16 protein-coding genes are annotated in these 21,263 nt (G+C 74.5%); 13 read left to right on the top strand and 3 right to left on the bottom strand.

What is annotated here, in order from left to right; translation table 11 throughout:
- Positions 1–21 precede the first annotated feature (21 nt).
- From WDV06_RS07385 to nudC, 4 genes are read left to right on the top strand one after another with little or no spacing between them, the layout of a single operon-like run.
- Positions 22–3,405, top strand: a complete 3,384-nt coding sequence (locus tag WDV06_RS07385) for an ATP-dependent helicase (protein WP_395508826.1) — start codon at positions 22–24, stop codon at positions 3,403–3,405.
- A gap of 55 nt (positions 3,406–3,460) precedes the next feature.
- The gene (locus tag WDV06_RS07380) at positions 3,461–7,681 is read left to right on the top strand and encodes a UvrD-helicase domain-containing protein (protein ID WP_395508838.1); all 4,221 of its coding nucleotides are present in this window, start codon (positions 3,461–3,463) and stop codon (positions 7,679–7,681) included.
- A gap of 10 nt (positions 7,682–7,691) precedes the next feature.
- Positions 7,692–9,128, top strand: a complete 1,437-nt coding sequence (locus WDV06_RS07375) for a dipeptidase (protein ID WP_395508825.1) — start codon at positions 7,692–7,694, stop codon at positions 9,126–9,128.
- A gap of 49 nt (positions 9,129–9,177) precedes the next feature.
- Positions 9,178–10,119: an NAD(+) diphosphatase gene (gene nudC, locus WDV06_RS07370; RefSeq protein ID WP_395508824.1), complete on the top strand. Its 942-nt coding sequence runs from the start codon at positions 9,178–9,180 to the stop codon at positions 10,117–10,119.
- A gap of 75 nt (positions 10,120–10,194) precedes the next feature.
- Here nudC and WDV06_RS07365 read toward each other — a convergent pair whose 3' ends face one another.
- Positions 10,195–10,455 carry a mycoredoxin gene (locus tag WDV06_RS07365; RefSeq protein ID WP_045949161.1) on the bottom strand — a complete coding sequence of 87 codons (261 nt, stop codon included), beginning with the start codon at positions 10,453–10,455 and terminating at the stop codon, positions 10,195–10,197.
- A gap of 171 nt (positions 10,456–10,626) precedes the next feature.
- On the opposite strand from WDV06_RS07365, the gene WDV06_RS07360 reads away from it, so the two are divergent.
- From WDV06_RS07360 to WDV06_RS07340, 5 genes are all read left to right on the top strand, one after another.
- Entirely contained in the window at positions 10,627–12,804 is a 2,178-nt protein-coding gene (locus WDV06_RS07360; protein ID WP_395508823.1) for an ATP-dependent DNA helicase UvrD2, read from the top strand.
- Positions 12,805–12,983: 179 nt separating this feature from the next.
- Positions 12,984–13,289 carry a hypothetical protein gene (locus WDV06_RS07355; RefSeq protein ID WP_395508837.1) on the top strand — a complete coding sequence of 102 codons (306 nt, stop codon included), beginning with the start codon at positions 12,984–12,986 and terminating at the stop codon, positions 13,287–13,289.
- Positions 13,290–13,472: 183 nt separating this feature from the next.
- Positions 13,473–13,844, top strand: a complete 372-nt coding sequence (locus WDV06_RS07350; protein ID WP_351879426.1) for a WhiB family transcriptional regulator — start codon at positions 13,473–13,475, stop codon at positions 13,842–13,844.
- Complete coding sequence (locus tag WDV06_RS07345; RefSeq protein WP_395508822.1) at positions 13,841–14,173, top strand: hypothetical protein; 333 nt, start codon at positions 13,841–13,843, stop codon at positions 14,171–14,173. The genes WDV06_RS07350 and WDV06_RS07345 overlap by 4 nt, the downstream gene beginning before the upstream one ends.
- Before the next feature lie 95 nt (positions 14,174–14,268).
- Positions 14,269–14,475 (top strand): hypothetical protein, encoded by a 207-nt coding sequence (locus tag WDV06_RS07340; RefSeq protein ID WP_395508821.1) that lies wholly within the window; start codon positions 14,269–14,271, stop codon positions 14,473–14,475.
- 9 nt (positions 14,476–14,484) lie between these two features.
- Here WDV06_RS07340 and WDV06_RS07335 read toward each other — a convergent pair whose 3' ends face one another.
- Complete coding sequence (locus WDV06_RS07335; RefSeq protein WP_395508820.1) at positions 14,485–15,813, bottom strand: ABC1 kinase family protein; 1,329 nt, start codon at positions 15,811–15,813, stop codon at positions 14,485–14,487.
- Positions 15,814–15,946: 133 nt separating this feature from the next.
- Positions 15,947–17,059, bottom strand: a complete 1,113-nt coding sequence (locus tag WDV06_RS07330) for a ThiF family adenylyltransferase (RefSeq protein ID WP_395508836.1) — start codon at positions 17,057–17,059, stop codon at positions 15,947–15,949.
- Between the two features lie 125 nt (positions 17,060–17,184).
- On the opposite strand from WDV06_RS07330, the gene WDV06_RS07325 reads away from it, so the two are divergent.
- The 4 genes from WDV06_RS07325 to WDV06_RS07310 all read left to right on the top strand — a co-directional run bounded on the left by WDV06_RS07325 (position 17,185) and on the right by WDV06_RS07310 (position 21,241).
- Positions 17,185–17,820 (top strand): M48 metallopeptidase family protein, encoded by a 636-nt coding sequence (locus WDV06_RS07325; RefSeq protein WP_395508819.1) that lies wholly within the window; start codon positions 17,185–17,187, stop codon positions 17,818–17,820.
- Between the two features lie 171 nt (positions 17,821–17,991).
- Positions 17,992–19,758 carry a TerD family protein gene (locus WDV06_RS07320; RefSeq protein WP_395508818.1) on the top strand — a complete coding sequence of 589 codons (1,767 nt, stop codon included), beginning with the start codon at positions 17,992–17,994 and terminating at the stop codon, positions 19,756–19,758.
- Positions 19,759–19,787: 29 nt separating this feature from the next.
- On the top strand, positions 19,788–20,468 hold the full coding sequence (locus tag WDV06_RS07315) for an AIM24 family protein (RefSeq protein WP_395508835.1): 681 nt from the start codon (positions 19,788–19,790) through the stop codon (positions 20,466–20,468).
- Positions 20,469–20,485: 17 nt separating this feature from the next.
- Entirely contained in the window at positions 20,486–21,241 is a 756-nt protein-coding gene (locus tag WDV06_RS07310; protein WP_395508817.1) for an AIM24 family protein, read from the top strand.
- Positions 21,242–21,263 lie beyond the last annotated feature (22 nt).

Raw genomic sequence — 21,263 nt, 5'->3', positions numbered from 1 at the left:
CCACCAGGACCGGCACCCCACGTGATCACCTCTTCTCCCGGCCGCTCGGAGCGGCGTACGCGTACGCCCGACGCGTACCGCCTGGTGCGCACCGGCCCGCGGCAGGTGGCTCCCCCTGTTCTGGACGCGGCCCAGCAGGCGGTGGTTGATCACACCGGCGGACCGCTGCTCGTCCTGGCCGGCCCCGGCACCGGCAAGACCACGACCCTCGTGGAGGCGGCCGCCGCCCGCGTCGAGGCCGGGACGGACCCGGCCCGCATCCTGGTCCTCACCTTCAGCCGGAAGGCGGCCGTCGAACTGCGCGACCGCGCCGCCCTGCGGCTCGGCGGCGCCCGCGCCCCGCAGGCCACCACCTTCCACTCCTTCTGCTACGGCCTGGTCCGCGCCCACCAGGACCACGAGCTGTTCGCGGACCCGCTGCGCCTGCTGTCCGGTCCGGAGCAGGACGTGATGGTCCGCACCCTGCTGGAGGGCCAGCGCCGGCTGCGCTCGATCCGCTGGCCGGAGGACCTCCGGGCCGCGCTGACCACGCGCGGGTTCGCGGACGAGGTGCGCGCCGTCCTGGCCCGCGCCCGCGAGCTGGGCCTGGGCCCGACCGCCCTCGCCGCCTTCGCCGACCGCATCGGGCGCCCCGACTGGAAGGCGGCCGCCGCCTTCCTCTCCGAGTACCTCGACGTCCTGGACCTCCAGGGCTCCCTGGACTACGCCGAGCTGGTCCACCGCGCCGTCCTCCTCGCCGAGGAGACCCCGTCCCTGTCGTCCTCCTACGACGTGATCTACGTGGACGAGTACCAGGACACGGACGCCTCCCAGCTGCGGCTGCTGCGCGCGCTCAACGGCCCGGCGGGGACGCTGGTCGCCTTCGGCGACCCCGACCAGTCGATCTACGCCTTCCGGGGCGCCGACATCAACAACACCCTCGACTTCGAGGCGTCCTTCCCCGGCGCACGGGTCCGCGCCCTCACCGTCGGCCGCCGTTCGGGCGCGAACCTCCTGGCCGCGACCCGCCTCCTGACCACCCGCATGCCGGTCCCGCGCCTGCCGGCCGCCGCCGTACGGGCCCACCGCGACCTGACGCCGGCCCGCGGGGGCGGCAGCGTGGAGGTGTACACGTACCCCACCGCCGGGGCCGAACTGGACAACATCGCCGACATCCTCCGCCGGGCCCACCTGGAGGACGGCGTCCCCTGGCAGGACATGGCCGTCCTGGTCCGCTCCGGCGGCCGCACCCTCCCGGCGATGCGGCGCGCCCTGATCGCGGCGGGCGTCCCGGCGGAGACGGACACCACGGCGACGGCCCTGCGCCACGAACCGGCGATAGCCCCCCTCCTGACGGCCCTCCGCACCACGGCCGAGGCCGCAGCCGCCCCCACCACCCCCGAACCGGCCGACGCGGAGGCGGCCACCGCCCTTGCCGCCCCGGTGCCTGCCGCCCCCGAACCGGCCGACGCGGAGACGGCCACCGTCCCGACCGCCCCCGGCGAGGCCGCGCCCCCCACCGGAACCGCCGGAGGCGAAGGGTGGGTCGGGGTCGAGGCCGCCGTCGAGCTGCTCTCCTCGCCCCTCGGCGGGATGGACGCCGCCGACCTGCGCCGGCTGGGGCGCGCCCTGCGGGACGAGGAGCGGGCCGCCGGGGTCGCCGTCCCCGCGCCCTCCGACGTCCTGCTGGCCCGCGCCCTCGCCGAGCCCGAACGCCTCACCGCGCACGACCCCGCGTACGCCCGCGGCGCGCAGCGCCTCGGCCTGCTCCTGCGCAAGACCCGCGAGCTCCTCCAGGGCGGCGGCACCGCCGAAGAGGCCCTCTGGACCCTCTGGGACGGCACCCCCTGGCCGCAGCGCCTCGAACGCCAGGCCCGCCGCGGCGGCCCCGCGGGCCGCAACGCCGACCGCGACCTCGACGCCGTGTGCGCCCTCTTCGACAACGCCGCCCGCGCGGAGGAGCGCACCGGCGGCCGCGGCGCGCTCAACTTCCTGGAGCAGCTGGAGGCCGAGGACATCGCCGCCGACACCCTCGCCGGCAGGACCGTCCGCTCCGACGCCGTACGCCTGATGACCGCCCACCGCTCCAAGGGCCTGGAGTGGGGTCTCGTCGTCGTCGCCGGGGTACAGGAAGGGCTCTGGCCCGACCTGCGCCGCCGCGGCTCCCTCCTGGAGGCCGACCGCATCGGCCGCGACGGCCTCGCCGAACCCCTCACCCCCGGCGCCCTCCTCGCCGAGGAGCGCCGGCTGTTCTACGTCGCCGCCACCCGCGCCCGCCACCGCCTCGTCGTCACCGCCGTCAAGGCGCCCGCCGAGGACGGCGACCAGCCCTCCCGCTTCCTCACCGAACTCGGCGTCACCCCCAAGGACGTCACCGGGCGCCCCCGCCGCCCCCTCGCCGTCCCGGCGCTCGTCGCCGAGCTCCGCGCCACCACCGTCGACCCCGACGCCTCACCCGCCCTGCGCGACGCCGCCGCCCGGCGCCTGGCCCGGCTCGCCGCGCTCACCGACGACGAGGACCGCCCCCTGGTCCCCGCCGCGCACCCCCAGCGCTGGTGGGGCCTGTACGAGCCCACCGCCTCCGCCGTTCCCCTGCGCGACCGGGACCGTCCCGTCACCCTCTCCGGCAGCGCCCTGGACCAGCTCGCCAACACCTGCTCCCTCCAGTGGTTCCTGGGCCGCGAGGTCAAGGCCGACGCCCCCTCCACGGCCGCCCAGGGCTTCGGCAACGTCGTCCACGTCCTCGCCGACGAGGTCGCCTCCGGCCGCACCCCCGCCGACCTGGCCGTCCTCATGGAGCGCCTGGACTCCGTCTGGGACGCCCTCGCCTTCGACGCCCCCTGGAAGTCCCGCCAGGAGAAGGACAACGCCCGCGCCGCCCTGGAACGCTTCCTGCGCTGGCACACCACCGACCGCGGCGGCCGCACCGCCGTCGCCACCGAGCACGACTTCGACGTCACCCTCGACGCCGGCGAGTACGCCGTCCGCATCCGCGGCTCCATGGACCGCGTCGAGGCCGACCCGCAGGGCCGCGCGTACGTCGTCGACTTCAAGACCGGCAAGGGCGCCCCCACCCGCGACGAGGTCGCCCGCCACCCCCAGCTCGCCGTCTACCAGCTCGCCGTCCGCGAGGGGGCCGTCGACGAGGTCTTCGACGGCCGCCGTCCCGAGCCGGGCGGCGCCGAACTCGTCCAGCTGCGCCAGGGCGCCGCCAAGCGCGACGGCGGCGACGAGGTCCCGAGGATCCAGGCGCAGGACGCGCTGTCCCCCGGCAGCTCCGGCGAGTGGGTCGGCGACCTGCTGGCCACCGCCGCCGGCCGCGTCCTGGACGAACGCTTCGCACCCGCCACCGGCGAACACTGCAAGCGCTGCTCCTTCCGCAGCTCCTGCAGCGCCCTCCCCGAGGGCCGCCAGACCGTGGAATGAGACGCCGGACGGGAGTGTCCGTGGGGGCGGCTAGCCTTTTGAGGTGACCGCGTACGTGTCCGGGCGCGACCCCGTCCTCGACGATCCCGAGCAGCTCAAGGAGCTCCTCGGGATCCCCTTCACGCCCGAACAGCTGGCCTGCGTCACCGCCCCGCCGGCCCCCCAGGTCATCGTCGCGGGCGCCGGCTCCGGCAAGACGACCGTGATGGCCGCCCGCGTCGTCTGGCTCGTGGGCACCGGGGCCGTCGCCCCCGAACAGGTCCTCGGTCTGACGTTCACCAACAAGGCCGCCGGGGAGCTGGCCGAACGCGTACGCAAAGCCCTCGCACGGGCCGGGATCACCGATCCCGACCCCCTCCCCGGCCCCGCCGGCGCAGCCCCGGCCCCGGCCGGCGCCGAGCCCGGAGCGGCCGGCGGCGAGCCCCGCATCTCCACGTACCACGCCTTCGCCGGCCAGCTCCTCAAGGACCACGGCCTGCGCATCGGCCTGGAGCCCAGCGCCCGCCTCCTCGCCGACGCCACCCGCTTCCAGCTCGCCGCGAAGGTGCTCCGCGAGGCCCCCGGCCCTTACCCCGCCCTCACCAAATCCGTCCCCGACCTGGTCAGCGACCTTCTCGCGCTCGACGCGGAACTCTCCGAGCACCTGGTCGAGCCGGCGGAGCTGCGGGCGTACGACACGGAGCTCCTCGGCGTCCTCGCCGACACCAGGCTCACCAACGACGACCTGCGCAAGGCCCCCGAGGCGGTCCGCGGCCGCCTGGAGCTGCTGGAGCTCGTCGTCCGCTACCGCGAGGCCAAGCGCTCCCGCGACCTGTTCGACTTCGGCGACCAGATAGCCCTCTCCGCGCGGCTCGCCACCACCCGCCCCGAGGTCGGCGCGCTGCTGCGCGAGGAGTTCCGCGTCGTCCTCCTCGACGAGTACCAGGACACCTCCGTCGCCCAGCGGCTGCTGCTGTCCGGCCTCTTCGGCGGCGGCACCGGGCACGCCGTGACCGCCGTCGGCGACCCCTGCCAGGCCATCTACGGCTGGCGCGGCGCGTCCGTCGCCAACCTCGACGACTTTCCCGAGCACTTCCCGCACGCCGACGGACGCCCCGCGACCCGGCTCTCCCTCAGCGAGAACCGGCGCAGCGGCGGCCGCCTGCTGGACCTGGCCAACGGCCTCGCCGCCCCGCTGCGCGCGATGCACGAGGGCGTCGAGGCCCTGCGCCCCGCCCCGGGCGCCGAGCGCGACGGCCTGGTCCGCTGCGCCCTGCTGCCCACGCACGCCGAGGAGCTGGAGTGGCTCGGCGACTCCGTGGCCCACCTGGTGCGCACGGGCCGGGAACCGGGTGAGATCGCCGTTCTGTGCCGGTCGGCCGCCGACTTCGCGAGCATCCAGGCGGTCCTGGTGGCCCGGGACGTCCCGGTCGAGGTCGTGGGCCTGTCCGGGCTCCTCCACCTCCCCGAGGTCGCCGACCTGGTCTCGGTCTGCGAGGTGCTCCAGGACCCCGGCGCCAACGCCGCCCTGGTCCGCCTCCTGATCGGCCCGCGCTGGCGGATCGGCGCCCGCGACCTGGCGCTGCTCGGGCGCCTCGCCCGGCAGCTGGTGACCCGCCCCGGAGCCTCCGACGGCCCCGACGGGCGCCTCGCCGCCGCGGTCGAGGGCGTCGACCCGGCCGAGGTCGTCTCCCTGGCCGACGCCCTGGAGACCTTCCTGGACGGCTCGGCCGCCGCGGACCTCCCGTTCTCCCCGGCCGCCCGGGTCCGCTTCGCCCACCTCGCCCAGGAGCTCCGCGACCTGCGCCGCTCCCTCTCCGACCCGCTGATGGACGTCCTGCACCGCGTCCTGTCCACGACCGGCCTGGACGTGGAACTCTCCGCCTCGCCCCACGCCCTCGCGGCCCGCCGCCGCGAGACCCTCTCCCACTTCCTGGACGTCGCCGCCGGCTTCGCGGCGCTGGACGGGGAGGCCACGCTGCTGGCCTTCCTGGGCTTCCTGCGCACGGCCGCCCAGTACGAGAAGGGGCTCGACCACGCCCTGCCCGGCGGGGAGAACACGGTCAAGGTCCTCACGGCCCACAAGTCGAAGGGCCTGGAGTGGGACGTGGTGGTCGTGCCCGACCTGTGCGCGGGCTCCTTCCCGAAGGAGAAGGCCCCGGAGGCCTGGACCTCGTACCCCAAGGTGCTCCCGTACGCCCTGCGCGGTGACGCGGCGACGCTCCCCGCCGACCCGGAGTGGACCTCGGCGGGCCTGAAGTCCTTCAAGGCGGCCCTGAAGTCCCACAAGGAGACGGAGGAGCTCCGCCTGGGCTACGTGACCTTCACCCGCCCCCGCTCCCTCCTGCTGGCCTCGGGCCACTGGTGGGGCCCCACCCAGAAGCGCCGCCGCGGCCCGTCCGCGTTCCTGCAGGCCCTCCACGACCACTGCGCGCGCGGCTACGGCGAGATCGAGGCCTGGGCGGACGCCCCGCCGCCCGACGCCGAGAACCCGTCCCTGGCCCCCGGTGCCGCCCCGGACCACTCCTGGCCCCTCCCCCTGGACCCGCACTCCCTGAGCCTGCGCCGCGAGGCGGCGGCCCTGGTCGAGTCCTACCTCACGACCCTGGCCGGGCCGGCCGCCCCGGACGCGGACCGGGACGCGGCGCCGACCGGCCCCCAGGACCCGGCCGGCGACCCCTTCCTCTGGCCCCCGGACTGCGACGACCCGTCCTACGAGGACGAACCGGAACCGGACGCCCCGTGGCCCGGCGAACCCCTGCCGGCCCCCCGCGCGTCCGACGACCTCTGGGCCGGCGAGGCCGTGCCCGCGGACGACCGGGCCGGCGGAGCCCTGCCCGCCCCCCGCTCGGCCGAAGGCCCGTGGGCCGACGAGACCCCGGCCCGCCCCGGCGCGACCGGAGCCCCGCACGCGACGGACCCGCAGACCGGTACTGCGGGAAGCGCCAGGGCGGCCGAACAGAAGCCCGCCGCCCCCACCGACCCCTGTGCCGCCGAAGCCACACCACCCCCGCCCGCCCCCGCCCCGGAGGCCCCCGACACCACCGACGCCCTCTGGGCCGCCGAAGCCACCCAGCCCGCGCCCGCACCCGGGCGGGAGACCCCCGACGCCGACGGCCTGTGGGCGGGCGAGGCCGCGCTGCCCCCGCCCGGGTCCGGGCGGGGGGCTGCCGGGGGGCTGTACCCCGCCGTGCCCGCCGACGCCGACGACCTCTGGGCCGGGGAAGCCGTGCCCGCGCCCGGGTCCGGGAGGAGGGCTGCCGGGGGGCCGTACCCCGCCGTGCCCGCCGACGCCGACGGCCTGTGGGCGGGCGAAGCCGCGCTGCCCGCGCCCGGGTCCGGGCGGGAGGCTGCCGGGGGGCCGTACCCTGCCGGGACCGCCGACGCCGACGGCCTGTGGGCGGGCGAAGCCGCGCTGCCCGCGCCCGGGTCCGGGCGGGACGCCGCCGGGGGGCCGTACCCTGCCGGGGTCGCCGACGCCGACGGCCTGTGGGCCGGGGAAGCCGTGCTGCCCGGGGGTGAGGCCGCCGGGCGGGCGTACCCGTACGCGTCCCCGCGCGCCGCAGGCGACCGGCTCACGGCCGAAGAGGCCCGGACCATCGCCTCCTGGGACCGGGACCTCGACGCCCTGGAGGGCGAGCTGCTCCGCGCCCGCGCCGCCGTGCGCGACGTCGAGCTGCCCGGCTCCCTCTCCGCGAGCCAGCTCCTGCGCCTCGCCGCCGACGAGCAGGCCTTCGTCCGCGACCTCGCCCGCCCCATGCCCAAGCCCCCCCAGCCGGCCGCCCGCCAGGGCACCCGCTTCCACGCCTGGGTCGAGTCCCGCTTCGACGCCCTGCCCCTGCCCCTCCTCGACGTCCTCGACCCCGCCGCCGACCTCCCCGGCACCGACCAGGAGATCGCCGACGCCGCCGACCTCGAAGCCCTCAAGGCCGCCTTCGAGCGCAGCGAGTACGCCGAGCGCACCCCGTACCGGATGGAGGCGCCCGTCCAGCTCACCCTCGCCGGCCGCGTCATCCGCGGCCGGATCGACGCCGTCTACCGGAACCCCGACGGCTCGTACGAGGTCGTCGACTGGAAGACCGGCCGCACCACCCAGGCCGACCCCCTCCAGCTCGCCGTCTACCGCCTGGCCTGGGCCGAAGCCACCGGCACCCCCCTCGACCGGGTCGCCGCGGCCTTCCTCCACGTGCGCAGCGGCCGCGTCATCCGGCCCCGCGACCTGCCCGGCCGGGAGGGCCTTGAGCGGATCCTCCAAGGCGAAACGGGCGCGGACGGCGCCCACCAGGCGGACGGCTAGGCTCGTGGCCATGAGCGAAACCCCGGACAACGTCGTCCGTACGTACATCGGCACCCACCGCACGGCCTTCCTCGACGACCTCGCCGAGTGGCTGCGCATCCCCTCCGTGTCGGCCCAGCCCGAGCACGCGGACGACGTACGCCGCAGCGCCGAATGGCTCGCCGCGAAGCTCAAGGAGACCGGCTTCCCGGTCGCCGAGGTCTGGGAGACCGCCGCGGGCGCCGGCGCCCCCGCCGTCTTCGCCCACTGGCCGGCCGCCGACCCGGCCGCGCCCACCGTCCTCGTCTACGGCCACCACGACGTCCAGCCCGCCGCCCTCGCCGACGGCTGGCACACCGAGCCCTTCGAGCCCGTCGTCAAGGACGGCCGGATGTACGCGCGCGGCGCGGCCGACGACAAGGGGCAGGTCTTCTTCCACACCCTCGGCGTGCGCGCCCACCTCGCCGCCACCGGTGCCGAGGCCCCCGCCGTGCACCTCAAGCTGCTCATCGAGGGCGAGGAGGAGTCCGGCTCCCCGAACTTCCGCGCGCTCGTCGAGGCCCGCGCCGCCGAGCTCGCCGCCGACGTCGTGATCGTCTCCGACACCGGCATGTGGTCCGAGACCACGCCCACCGTCTGCACCGGCATGCGCGGCGTCGCCGACTGCGAGATCGACTTCCACGGCCCCGACCAGGACATCCACTCGGGCGCCTTCGGCGGTGCCGTGCCCAACCCGGCCACCGCCGCCGCCCGCCTCGTCGCGGCCCTGCACGACGAGGACGGACGCGTCACGGTCCCCGGCTTCTACGACGGTATCGCCGAGCTCACCGACGCCGAACGCCGGCTGATCGCCCAGCTGCCCTTCGACGAGGCCGAGTGGCTGCGCACGGCCAAGTCCCACGCCGCCTCCGGCGAGGCCGGCTACTCCACCCTGGAGCGCGTCTGGGCCCGCCCGACCGCCGAGGTCAACGGCATCGGCGGCGGCTACCAGGGCCCCGGCGGCAAGACCATCGTCCCCGCCTCCGCGCACCTGAAGCTGTCGTTCCGGCTGGTCTCGGGGCAGGACCCGTACGAGGTCGAGGCCGCCGTACGGGAGTGGGTCGCGGCCCGGATCCCCGCCGGGATCCGCCACTCCATCACCTTCGGCGCGCCCACCCGCCCGTGCCTGACCCCGCTGGACCACCCGGCGCTCCAGTCCGTCGTCCGCGCCATGGGCCGGGCCTTCGGGCAGCAGGTCCGCTTCACCCGCGAGGGCGGCTCGGGTCCGGCGGCCGACCTCCAGGACGTCCTGGGCGCGCCCGTCCTGTTCCTCGGGATCTCCGTCCCGTCCGACGGCTGGCACTCCCCGAACGAGAAGGTCGAGCTGGACCTGCTCCTCAAGGGCGTCGAGACCGCCGCCCACCTGTGGGGCGACCTCGCCGAGAACTGGGCCCCGCCCCGGCCCGTCGCGGCCGCCGCCACCGCCTGACCGCACGCACCACGTCCGTACGCCTGCCTTGTCCCATCCACCGGGGGAGTTGGAAGTACCTGTGAGCACGCCCACCGAGCGCCCACTGTCGCTCACCGCGCCCAGCGACATAGACCGCGCCGCGCACCACCGCCTCGACGAGGCCTGGCTGGCCGCCGCCTGGAGCCACCCCACGACCCGCGTCTTCGTCGTCTCCGGCGGCCAGGTGCTGATCGACGACACCCCCGACGGAGGCACCGGCATCGTGATGACCGCGGCCTTCGAGGCCCCGGCCACCGAGACCCACCGCTACTTCCTGGGCACCGACGAGGACGGCGTACGGTACTTCGCGCTGCAGAAGGACTCGCTGCCGGGCCGCATGGACCAGTCGGCCCGCCCCGCCGGGCTCCGCGAGGCCGGGCTGCTGCTGTCCCCGCGCGACGCCGGGCTGATGGTGCACGCGGTCGCCCTGGAGAACTGGCAGCGCATGCACCGCTTCTGCTCCCGCTGCGGCGAGCGCACGGTCGTCGCGGCCGCCGGGCACATCCGCCGCTGCCCGGGCTGCGGCGCCGAACACTACCCGCGCACCGACCCGGCAGTGATCATGCTGGTCACCGACGAGCAGGACCGCGCGCTGCTGGGCCGCCAGGTGCACTGGCCGGAGGGCCGTTTCTCCACCCTGGCCGGGTTCGTGGAGCCGGGCGAGTCGATCGAGCAGGCCGTCGTCCGCGAGGTGTGGGAGGAGGCGGGCGTGCGCATCGGCGAGGTCGAGTACGTCGCCAGCCAGCCCTGGCCCTTCCCGTACAGCCTGATGCTCGGCTTCAACGCGCGGGCCGTCAGCTCCGAGATCACCGTCGACGGCGAGGAGATCCAGGAGGCCCGCTGGTTCTCCCGCGAGGAGCTGCGCGAGGCGTTCGAGTCCGGTGCTGTCGTCCCGCCCTCGGGGATCTCGATCGCGGCCCGGCTCGTCGAGCTCTGGTACGGCCGGCCGCTGCCGAAGCCGGCGCCGTAACCCGCGTCACATGCGGAAGGCCCCCGCCGCGGCGGGGGCCTTCCGCATGTGCTCCGTGCGCTGCGGGCGCGGGCGTCAGACGGCCAGGGCCTGCTTGACCTGCGCGAGGCTCGGGTTCGTCATCACGGACTCGTTTCCGGCCGAGGACTTCACGAGCACGGTCGGGACGGTCTGGTTGCCGCCGTTGGCCTGCTCCACGAACTTGGCGGACTCGGGGTCGAGCTCGATGTTGATCTCGTTGTACGCGATGCCCTCCCGGTCCAGCTGCGTCTTCAGCCGGCGGCAGTAGCCGCACCAGGTGGTGCTGTACATCGTGACCGTGCCCGTGTCCTGCATGCTCGCTCCTCTGTGAGGTCTCGTGGACCGGAGGCCGCCCGGTCCGAGTACTCGAACGTACGCCGCGCCCCGGCCATTCCCGGCGGCCGGCCGGTATGACCCATCCGACAATCCGGCCGGGCCTGTGGACGGATTTCCCGCCCGCCCCACCCGACCTGGCAGCATGGCGGGGTGACAGCAGCAACGCACTCCCCTTCGTTCCCTGACGGCCCGGGCACCGGCGCGGCCGACGCCGACGCCGTGCTCCAGGGCCTCGACCCGGAGCAGCGCGAGGTCGCCACGACCCTGCGCGGCCCGGTGTGCGTGCTGGCCGGAGCCGGTACGGGCAAGACCCGGGCGATCACCCACCGCATCGCCTACGGGGTCCGGTCCGGGCAGCTCATGCCCGCCAGCGTGCTCGCCGTCACCTTCACCAACCGGGCCGCCGGCGAGATGCGCGGCCGGCTGCGCGCGCTGGGCGCCGGCGGGGTCCAGGCCCGCACCTTCCACTCGGCCGCCCTGCGCCAGCTCCAGTACTTCTGGCCCCGGGCCGTCGGCGGGGACGTCCCGCGGCTCCTCGAACGCAAGATCCAGTTCGTGGCCGAGGCCGGGGCGCGCTGCCGGGTCCGCCTCGACCGCAACGAGCTGCGCGACGTCACCGGCGAGATCGAATGGGCGAAGGTCACCCAGACCGTCCCCTCCGACTACCCGGCCGCCGCCCTCAAGGCGGGCCGCGAGGCCCCCCGGGACACGGCCGAGATCGCCCAGATCTACAGCACGTACGAGCAGCTCAAGCGCGACCGCGGCATGATCGACTTCGAGGACGTGCTGCTCCTGACCGTCGGCATCCTCCAGGACCGCCACGACATCGCCGAGCAGATCCGCGCCCAGTACCAGCACTTCGTGGTGGACGAGTACCAGGACGTCAGCCCGCTCCAGCAGCGCCTGCTGGAGCTGTGGCTCGGCGAGCGCGACAGCCTCTGCGTCGTCGGCGACGCCAGCCAGACCATCTACTCCTTCACCGGCGCCACCCCCGACCACCTGCTGGACTTCCGCACCCGCTACCCCCACGCGACCGTGGTCAAGCTGGTGCGCGACTACCGCTCCACCCCCCAGGTGGTCCACCTCGCCAACGGCCTGCTGAGCCAGGCCAAGGGCCGCGCCGCCGAACACCGGCTGGAGCTGCTCTCCCAGCGCGAACCCGGCCCCGACCCGGTCTACGCCGAGTACCCCGACGAGCCCGCCGAGGCCGAGGGCGTCGCCCGCCGGGTCCGCGACCTGATCGCCGCCGGGGTCCCGGCCGGCGAGATCGCCGTGCTCTACCGCATCAACGCCCAGTCCGAGGTCTACGAGCAGGCCCTGGCCGACGCCGGCGTCCCCTACCAGCTGCGCGGTGCCGAACGCTTCTTCGAGCGGGCCGAGGTCCAGAAGGCGGTCCTCGCCCTGCGCGGAGCCGCCCGCTCCGCGGGCAACGACCCGCTGCTCGACGACATCGTCGAGCTGGGCTCCCAGGTCCGGGCCGTCCTCAGCTCCACCGGCTGGACCGCCGAGCCGCCCGCCGGCTCCGGCGCCGTGCGCGACCAGTGGGAGTCGCTGGCCGCGCTGGTCCGCCTCGCCGAGGACTTCGCCCGCAGCCGGCCCGGCGCCGGACTGGCCGAGCTCACCGTCGAGCTGGAGGAGCGCAAGGCCGCCCAGCACGCGCCGACCGTCCAGGGCGTCACCCTCGCCTCGCTGCACGCCGCGAAGGGCCTGGAGTGGGACGCCGTGTTCCTCGTCGGCCTCACCGACGGCATGGTGCCGATCACCTACGCCAAGACCGACGAGCAGGTCGAGGAGGAGCGCCGGCTGCTGTACGTGGGCGTCACCCGCGCCCGGCTCCACCTGACGCTCTCCTGGGCGCTCTCGCGCTCCCCGGGGGGCCGGGCCTCCCGACGCCCCAGCCGCTTCCTGAACGGCCTGCGGCCGGGCTCCGCGGCCCCAGCGGCACGGGCGGGAGCCCCGGCCGAGCGCGGGGCGCGCAGGCGGGGCTCCCGCGGGCCGGTGCTGTGCCGGGTCTGCGGCCGCACCCTGACCGAGGCCGGCGACATCAAGCTGATGCGCTGCGGTGACTGCCCGTCGGACATGGACGAGGGCCTCTACGAGCGGCTGCGCGAGTGGCGCGCCGTCCAGTCGAAGCTCCAGGGGCTGCCCGCCTACTGCGTCTTCACCGACAAGACGCTGATGGCCATCGCGGAGGCCGCGCCCTCCGAGCCGGGAGAGCTCTCGATGATCTCTGGAGTGGGAGGCCGCAAGCTCGACCGGTACGGAGCCGACGTCCTGGCGATCTGCGCAGGTCAGGAGCGCGTGGGCGAGGATCCTGACGACGCGTAGAAACTCGTCGGAAAAATAGTTTGCACATGCCCAGCGGATCCCCATAGGTTCTTAGCAACGGAAACGGTGGCTTCTCCGAAGCCCCTGATCCGTGCTGTACTTATCCGAATACGCATGGGACAGGCCCCCGGGCCGAGTCCCCGAGACGCCGAGAGGAGGCGAGACCAGTGACCAGCTTCATGACCTTCACCAAAATGACCGATCGCTCGGTCGCCGCTTCCTGCCTGCTCGGTTCCGTCTCCCTCCGGGGCACCGGTCTGTCCGCGATTTCCGCCGGCAAGCCCGCCCTGCTGGCGACCCTTCCGGTCAGCGAGCGCAACGAGCGACCGACCAAGGCACTGGTGGCAGTAGCGGGAGCCCAGCAGGCGCATGGCGCCTATGGTTCCGCCGCCGCGGCCGGTGCCGGATTCAAGCAGCAGACGACGACGCAGCACCACCTGATGTGGGCCTTCCGCGGGCTCGAACCCTGGAGTGATCCAGCCTGATCTCATGATCAGGCCGGCGCCTTCAGGGCCGCGGAACCCCACCCGGGATCCGCGGCCCTTCTGTTTGTCCCCGACCGGGGACGACGGAGCGAAGGGGCCTCGGGACTGGCAGGACCAGGTAACAGCCGCCACCCGGCCGACCGGCCGGAACGACTAACCGAACAAGACGAGGAAGAGACAACCGTGCAACTCGAAGCGCACGCCCCGTCCGTACCGCAGACCCAAACGATCTCCCCGCCCGCAGTCCCGGAGGACCCCGCCTTGACCCCCCTCACCGCGCTCACCGCGCTCGACGACGCCATCGAGAACCTCGGCGTCCCCGTCCCCTGCCGCACCTTCGACCCCGAGGTCTTCTTCGCCGAGTCCCCGGCGGACGTCGAGTACGCCAAGTCCCTCTGCGGCACCTGCCCGCTGGTCGAGGCCTGCCTCGCCGGCGCCAAGGAGCGCCGCGAGCCCTGGGGTGTCTGGGGCGGAGAGCTCTTCGTCCAGGGCGTGGTCGTGGCCCGCAAGCGGCCCCGTGGCCGCCCGCGCAAGAACCCGGTTGCTGCGGCATGACCGCCATCGGAACCATCGACCGCCCTCTGACGCACGACCCCCTGAAGCAGGCCCCCATGTCCCCCAACGCCACCACGAGCGAGCAGCCGCACGGCTCCGCCACCGCAGACTTCATCACCACCGGCGCGATCACCTCGCGTCAGAACAGGACCCGCGAAATGCAACTCATCCCAGAAGCCCTGGCCCGTGCGCATATGGACGACCGGCTGCGTGAGGTGGACGCCCAGCGTCACGCCGTGCGCCTGGTCGCCGCCCGGCGCATGCAGCGCAAGGCCGAGCGCGTCTCGATGCGCGCCCGCCGCGCGCTGGCCATGGCCGTCATGCACTGACGGCAGCAGCCCCCCGGAGGGACCGGTCCGAACGGACCGGTCCCTCCGGTGCGTTGCGGGGCACGCGCAGGGCCCCGCGGGGATATCGTCTGGTGGTGGACCAGCCGACTTCCCACCCCGGCCAGCCCGGACCCGAGGACCAGTCCGTCGTCTGCGCGCGCTGCGGCGCCCGCTCCCCGAACGGCGCCCCGCCCACCTGGACCTGCTCGGTCGAGAACGGGATCAGACAGTACTTCTGCGTGGACTGCGCCCGCGCCAACCTGCGGGCGATCGAGGGCCGCCTCGACTCCTCCTGGTGGTGACCCGGAGGATCAGTCCTCGGGCGTGAACCCGGGCAGCCAGACGTCGAGTTCGTCCCGAAGCCGCACGGTCGCACCCAGCTGGCACAGCACCCCGATGGTGCTCAGCGTCACCCGGTGGATCAGCAGATAGGACGGCGGCAGGTTGATCTGCCGCCCCAACTGGTAGGCGGGCGAACGCGGATCGGCGATCCTGGCCGCCTGCCCGCGCAGCCACGAGCGGGTGAAGGCGAACTCCTCCACCTCGGCGGGCTCGATGATCGGCTTGAGGTAGTCGAGCACCGCGTCCGGGTCGAGCGCGATGGACTCCTTCACGAACCCTTCGGCGCGCAGGTGCCCGTAGACCCCCTCGGCGTCCCCCTCCAGGGTCATCCGCAGCGACCGGCCGATCGGCTTGGGCCAGCCGCCGGGCAGCCGGTCCACCGTGCCGAAGTCCAGCACGCCCAGCCGCATCCGGCCGTCCGCCCCGGATATCAGCCGGAAGTTCCCCGGATGCGGATCGGCGTGCAGCAGCCCGGTGCGCGCGGGACCGGAGAAGAGGAACCGGGTCAGCAACTGGCCCGCCCTGTCGCGCTCCTCCTGCGTGCCGTCGGCGATGACCTCCGAGAGCGGGGTGCCCTCCAGCCACTCGGTCACCAGTACCTGGTCGCCCTGGTGCACCACGTCCGGTACGAGGACGTCGTCGTCCCCGTCGAAGGCGTCCGCGTGGGTGCGCTGGGCCTCCGCCTCCAGCTCGTAGTCCAGCTCCTCCGCGACCCGGTCGCGCAGTTCGGTGATCAACGGCTTGACGTCCATGCCCGGGATCAGCGGACCCAGCAGCCCGGCGAACCGGCCCAGCTGCTTGAGGTCCGACAGCAGCGCCTCCCCGGCCCCCGGGTACTGGACCTTGACCGCCACCTGCCGCCCGTCGTGCCACACCGCCCGGTGCACCTGCCCGATCGAGGCGGCCGCGGCCGGCTTGTCCTCGAACTCCTCGAACAGGTCGCGCCAGTCCTCGCCGAGCCGTTCGGCCAGCACCTGGTGCACCCGCGCCGCCGGCAGCGGGGGCGCCGCCTCCTGGAGCTTGGTCAGCGCCGCCCGATACGGCCCCACGACCTCCTCCGGGAGCGCCGACTCGAACACCGACAGGGCCTGCCCGAACTTCATGGCACCCCCCTTGAGCTCACCGAGTGTGCGGAACAGCTGCTCGGCGGTGCGCTGCTGGAGCTCGCGGGCCACGATCTCGGCGGACTTGCCGCCGATCCGCTTCCCCAGCCCCCAGGTGGCCCGCCCCGCGATACCGAGTGGCAACGCGGCCAGCTTGACGGTCCGGGTGACCGCCTTCCGGGGAAGATCAGACATGCGCCCCTCCAATTCCCAGACAGCCTCGGCGCAAGCGTCGGTTCAGGGTGCCCTCCCCGCGCCTGCGGTCACCCCGCATCCTGTCATGGCCCTCCCCACCGGCCGGGCCTCCACCGGCCCCCTCCACCAGGCCTCATGACCGGACCCCCCGCTCCGGCTCCGCCGCCGGGACCGCAGCTCCGCACGGGCAGTCCGGATGGGGGGTCAGACCCGAGCGCTCCCAGTGCACCGCGGGCAGCGCGGCCTCCCAGCGGGAGCCGAGGGAGGCCGGCAGGCGGCCGTCGAGGAAGGCCAGGGCGTGGGCCGCGGCCAGGCCGGCCACCGCCGTGGACAGCCCCAGGTCGCAGGCGGCCCGCTCCCGGCGCCGGTGCGCCGACCTCCACTGGACCAGCATCCGCGGCCAGGCCGGGTCTCCCTCGACGCGCTCGCGCTCCATGCACCCCGCGCAGGCCGTCACTCCCGGCAGCACCAGCGGACCGACCAGCCCAGTCCCCTCCAGCACCCCCGCGTACAGGTGCGGGGTGCCCGTCGCCACCCAGTCGGCGGCCGTCGCCGGATCGGGCGCCCACGCCTGGAGGCCGTCCCGGGGCGCGACCACCACCAGCGCCACCTCCGGCCCGGGCCCCTCGGGGTCGCCCTCGCGCGGAGCCCGCCCCGGCGCGGCCTCCCGTACGAGGGCGCGCGTGGCCTCGGCACGCAGCCGGCCCACGCTCACCGGACCCAGCCCGCCCGGCGCCACATCGGCCGGCTCCACCCGGCCGCCGTCGAGCACCTCCACCCGCCCCACTCCGGCCCCCGCCAGCACGGCGGCGATCAGCGCCCCCACCCGGCCGCTGCCGCGCACCCGGACCCGTATGGCCCGCCGGGCCGCGACGCCCCGTAAGTCGCCCCCGGGCTCCGGGTGCACCAGTGAGAGCGAGCCCAGGTCGGGCCCCAGCCGCTCCAGCGCCTCCGGCCGGCTCCGTACGGCCTGGGCGCGTGGCCCGCCCGCCGTGGCGTCGTCGAGCAGCCCGGCCCCCGCGAGCCGGCGGACCAGCCCGTCCGCCTGCCCCTCCGGCAGGCCCATGCCCCGGGCCTCCGTCCGCAGCAGCTCCATGCCGCGCGTCCCGTCGATCCGGTCGATGAGCGAGCCGGTGGCCGTGTCCACCGGGCTGAGCACCACCGCGTGCGCCGGGGTCACCCCGAACTGCACCGTCCGCAGATCCCGCCATGCCCGTGCCAGCGCGGGCTTCACCTTCGGATACATCGCCGCCTCCTCGTTCCCCGTGGCGTCCGCGGCCGTTTCCCCGGCCACCTCCGCCACGATGCCCGCCCCCCGGGCGGCGTGCTCGGATTTGTCCACAGGCAAGGGGAATCAGTCATATGAGATGAATGGAGGGGATCGGTGCCGGAGGCGTCCGCGCGGGGATCCTGTTCGAACCGCGGACGTGCGGGACTTCCGCCGTGGCGACCGGGTACCGTCGAGGCGTGCCCGCCGACCCATCCCCGCACGCCGTCGAAGTACGCCGCAGCGCGCGCCGCCGCAGGACCGTCTCCGCCTACCGCGAGGGTGACCGGACGGTCGTCCTGATCCCGGCCCGCATGTCCGAGGCGGAGGAGCGGCGCTGGGTGGGCGTCATGCTGGACAAGCTCGCCGCCCAGGAGAGCAAGCGCACCATCGGCGACACGGAACTCACCGAGCGCGCGGCGCGTTTGTCCGAGCAGTACTTCAGCGGCCGCGCCCGCCCCCGCTCGGTCCGCTGGGTCACCAACCAGAACACCCGCTGGGGTTCCTGCACCCCCGCCGAAGGCAGCATCCGGCTCTCCCACCGGCTCCAGGGGATGCCGGATTACGTCGTCGACTACGTGCTCCTGCACGAGCTGGCGCACCTCCTCGTCCCCGGGCACGGCCCCCGGTTCTGGGAACTGCTGGAGGCGTACCCGAAGACCGAGCGGGCCCGGGGCTTCCTGGAGGGAGTGGTCGCGGCGGAGCGGCTCCCCCGGATCCCGGCGGCCCGCGAGGAATGACGCTCCGGTACGGAGCGCGATATGTACCGGGTCGGTACCGGCTTGCCCGGATGTCGGCCGGAGCCGTTAGCCTGAGCCGCACACGACCGCCGGTACGCCCGGCGGCACACGATCACGCGGGCGAGCACCGCACACTCACACGCACACTCGGGACGGGGGGCGGTCGGACGTATGGCCAGGGAATTCCAACGCGGCCACAAGGCCAGGATCAGCGACCTGACGGCGGGGACCGATCTGTACGTGGGCGTCCGGATCGCGGGGCCCGGACTCACCTTCGACATCAGCTGCTTCGGTCTCGACGCCGACGAGCGCCTGTCGGACGACCGCTACTTCGTCTTCTACAACCAGCCGAAGTCGCCCGAGGAGTCCGTCCAGCAGCTCGGCCCGCAGGCCGGGGACACCGAATCCTTCCGGGTGACCCTCGACCACGTGCCGGCGTCCATCCACAAGCTGTCCTTCACCGCCACCCTCGACGGCGACGGCCAGATGTCGCAGATCGGCCCCGGCTACATCCGGATCGTCGCGGGCGGCGAGGAGGTCGTCCGGTACTCCTTCACGGGCTCCGAGTTCAGCACCGAGCGCGCCCTGATGATCGGCGACTTCTACCGCAAGGACGTGTGGCGCTTCGCCGCCGTCGGCCAGGGCTTCGACGGCGGGCTCGCCGCGCTGCTGGAGCACTTCGGCGGCGAGGTCGCCGAAGAGGACGAGCAGCCGCAGCAGCAGGCCCCGGCCCAGCCGCAGGCCGCCGCCCCGGGGTTCGCCCCGCCGGCCCAGGCCGCCGCCCCGGCACCGGCCCCCGCCCCGTCCTACGGCGCCCCGGTCCAGCAGCAGCCGCCCGCCCCCGCGCCGTACGCCCCGCAGCAGCAGCCCCAGCAGCCCCAGCAGCCCCCGGCGCCGGCCCCCGCCCCGGCCGCGGTGCACTCGGCCCCGACCATGGTCGGCCCGCTGACCCCGCCCGCCCCCGCGACCCCCTACGGCCAGCCGCCCCACCCGCCGCAGCAGCCCGGCCCGCCCTCGTACGGCGGCCGCCAGCCGCAGCAGCACTCGTACGGCGGCCAGGTCCCGCCCCCGGGCCCGGCCCCCGCCCCCTACGGCCAGCCGCCCCAGCCCTCCTACGGCGGCCAGGTCCCGCCCCAGCAGCAGGGCTACGCCCCGCAGCAGGGCCACCCGCAGCCCGGCCAGCCCCCGTACGGCCAGCAGGCCCCCTACGGCCAGCAGCCCCCGTACGGCCAGCAGCCCCCGGCCCCCTACGGCCAGGCGGCCCCGCAGGCCGGACCGGGTCTCGCCGCCGCGCTCCAGCTGTACAAGGAGGCGCCCACGGGCGCCCGCTGGACCGCGCAGAACCACCAGCTCATGCGGGTCGACCTCGCGGCCGGCGGCGGCCAGCCCGTCCTCGCCCGCCAGGGCAGCATGGTCCTCTACCAGGGCAAGGTCGACTTCAGCTACAAGGGCGCGGGCTTCGCCGGCCGCATCGTCGGCAACGCCACCGGCCAGGAGATGCAGCTGATGCGCTGCACCGGCCGCGGCCAGCTCTTCCTCGCCGAGAACGGCGCCCATCTGCACGCCATCGAGCTCCAGGGCGACGGCATCTGCGTCAACTCCGAGAGCGTCCTCGCCTTCGACGAGTCCCTCCAGCACGAGGTCCGCCGCATCGAAGGCCACGGCATCCCCGGCGGAGCCCTGTTCACCATGCTCTTCCACGGCACCGGCACCGTGATCGTCAAGACGCACGGCACCCCCGTCGTCCTGCCCGTCACCCCGACCACCTTCGCCGACAGCAACGCCATCGTGGCCTGGTCGGCGGCCTCCCAGGTGATCGTTTCCAGCCAGGTCCGGCTGCGCCGCAACGCCTACCCGGGCCACAGCGGGGAGACCGTGAACCTCCAGTTCCGCGGCGCGCCCGGCAACTTCATCGTCGTCCAGCCGTACGAGGTCTGAGGGAGCCCCACATGAACGCCATGAACCCGATGAACCAGCAGCTCGCGGGCTACGCCCCGACCCCGGTCACGGCCCGTATGGAGAACCACGGTTCGGCCATGCTCAAGGTCGCGATGCAGAGCGGCCAGGACCTCTTCGCCCGCACCGGGTCGATGGTCGCCTACGAGGGCTTCGTCCAGTACGAACCCAACCCGCCGGCCCTGCGCCAGAGGGCCTCGCAGTGGCTCACCGGCGAGGGCGCCCCGCTGATGAAGTGCACCGGTGACGGCCTGCTCTACCTCGCCGACTACGGCGCGAACGTCGTCTGCATCAACCTGAACAACGACGCCCTCTCCGTCAACGGAACCAACCTGCTCGCCTTCGACGCCCACCTCCAGTGGGGCGTCGAGCGGGTCAAGGGCATGGCCAAGTTCGCCGGCCAGGGCCTGTTCAACGTACAGGTCTCCGGCACCGGCTGGGTCGCCATCACCTCGCGCGGCACCCCGATCGTCGTCGACTGCGGACGCGGCGAGGACGAGACGTTCGTCGACCCCGACGCGCTCGTCGCCTGGTCCCCGAACCTCAAGGTCAAGGGGAAGAGCAGCTTCAAGGCCTCGTCACTGATCGGCCGGGGCAGCGGGGAGGCCTACCAGATGGCCTTCTCCGGCCAGGGCATCGTCGTCGTACAGCCCAGCGAGGACAGCACCGACCGGCTCCGGACCCGGGGCTGAGGGGGAGCGGACACATCATGCAGAGCTCACTTTTCGGCCACGCCGAGCAGCAGTCCCAGGAGCGGTACGCCGTCCAGAACCCGCAGCTGCTGCGGGTCACCCTGACCGGCTCCGACGACGTCCTCGCCCGCAAGGGCTCGATGGTCGCCTACCAGGGCATCGTCGACTTCGACGGCGAGTACCAGAGCACCAGCCAGCGCGGCGCCCGCATGCGCACCGGCGAGGGCCTCGACCTGATGCGCTGCTCCGGGCAGGGCACCGTCTACTTCGCCAACCTGGCCCAGCACGTGCACGTCCTCGACGTCGACCACGAGGGCCTGACCGTCGACAGCAGCTACGTCCTGGCCATGGACTCCACCCTGCACACCGAGGTCATCGCGGTGGACAGCCAGTACGGGATCTCCGGCTCCGGCAAGTACCAGCTCAACATCACCGGCCGCGGCAAGGTCGCCCTGATGACCTCCGGACAGCCGCTGATGATGCAGGTCACCCCGGACAAGTACGTCAACGCCGACGCCGACGCCATCGTCGCCTGGTCCACCTCCCTGCGCGTGCAGATGCAGGCCCAGACGCACTCCAGCGGCGTCTGGCGGCGCCGCGGCAACACCGGCGAGGGCTGGGAGCTCAGCTTCCTCGGCACCGGTTTCGCCCTGGTGCAGCCCAGCGAGGTGCTGCCCCCGCAGAACGCCCAGCTCGGCCAGGGCCTCGCCGCCCAGTACGGCATGGGCCAGCACGGGGTGCACGCCCAGAACCAGAACAACGTCTGGAACTGAGCGGCGGCCGCACCGGCACGAC

The sequence above is a fragment of the Streptomyces racemochromogenes genome, assembly GCF_044129415.1.
Lineage (GTDB): Bacteria > Actinomycetota > Actinomycetes > Streptomycetales > Streptomycetaceae > Streptomyces > Streptomyces racemochromogenes_A.
The sequence above is the reverse complement of the archived record's forward strand: the minus strand, read 5'-3'. Positions and strand labels throughout refer to the sequence as shown.

Bases quoted from the DNA above. Each gene is read 5' to 3' on its own strand.
- WDV06_RS07375 (WP_395508825.1), top strand. From the start codon at position 7,692: ATGAGCGAAACCCCGGACAACGTCGTCCGTACGTACATCGGCACCCAC.
- WDV06_RS07365 (WP_045949161.1), bottom strand. From the start codon at position 10,455: ATGCAGGACACGGGCACGGTCACGATGTACAGCACCACCTGGTGCGGC.
- WDV06_RS07355 (WP_395508837.1), top strand. From the start codon at position 12,984: ATGACCTTCACCAAAATGACCGATCGCTCGGTCGCCGCTTCCTGCCTG.
- WDV06_RS07345 (WP_395508822.1), top strand. From the start codon at position 13,841: ATGACCGCCATCGGAACCATCGACCGCCCTCTGACGCACGACCCCCTG.
- WDV06_RS07335 (WP_395508820.1), bottom strand. From the start codon at position 15,813: ATGTCTGATCTTCCCCGGAAGGCGGTCACCCGGACCGTCAAGCTGGCC.
- WDV06_RS07330 (WP_395508836.1), bottom strand. From the start codon at position 17,059: ATGTATCCGAAGGTGAAGCCCGCGCTGGCACGGGCATGGCGGGATCTG.
- WDV06_RS07325 (WP_395508819.1), top strand. From the start codon at position 17,185: ATGGAGGGGATCGGTGCCGGAGGCGTCCGCGCGGGGATCCTGTTCGAA.
- WDV06_RS07320 (WP_395508818.1), top strand. From the start codon at position 17,992: ATGGCCAGGGAATTCCAACGCGGCCACAAGGCCAGGATCAGCGACCTG.
- WDV06_RS07315 (WP_395508835.1), top strand. From the start codon at position 19,788: ATGAACCAGCAGCTCGCGGGCTACGCCCCGACCCCGGTCACGGCCCGT.
- WDV06_RS07310 (WP_395508817.1), top strand. From the start codon at position 20,486: ATGCAGAGCTCACTTTTCGGCCACGCCGAGCAGCAGTCCCAGGAGCGG.